General features: G+C 57.1%; 1 protein-coding gene. It reads left to right on the forward strand.

All coding sequences use genetic code 11. The features are described 5' to 3' along the window. Positions 1–217, forward strand: a 217-nt coding sequence (locus GM612_RS12325) for a hypothetical protein (protein WP_173021293.1), incomplete at both ends; no start/stop codon positions are given.

Consider the following 217-nt stretch of genomic DNA (forward strand, 5'->3'; position numbering starts at 1 on the left):
CGCATCCTCATCAGCAAGCCTAGCTAGTTCCGCTGCTGCAACTGCCCAAACGGCTGCCGCTTCGGGTGATCAAAGCTTGGCATCCAGTGCTGCCGCAACTGCTGCCAGTGCTGCAACCGATGCTTCGAACGCTGCAGATACAGCTCAATCCGCTGCCACATTGGCATCCAGTGTTGCCAACTCATTAGCTTTGAGTGCTGCTAGTTCCGCTGCCACC

Origin of the sequence: Secundilactobacillus folii, from assembly GCF_009720675.1 — a bacterium.
Classification (GTDB): domain Bacteria; phylum Bacillota; class Bacilli; order Lactobacillales; family Lactobacillaceae; genus Secundilactobacillus; species Secundilactobacillus folii.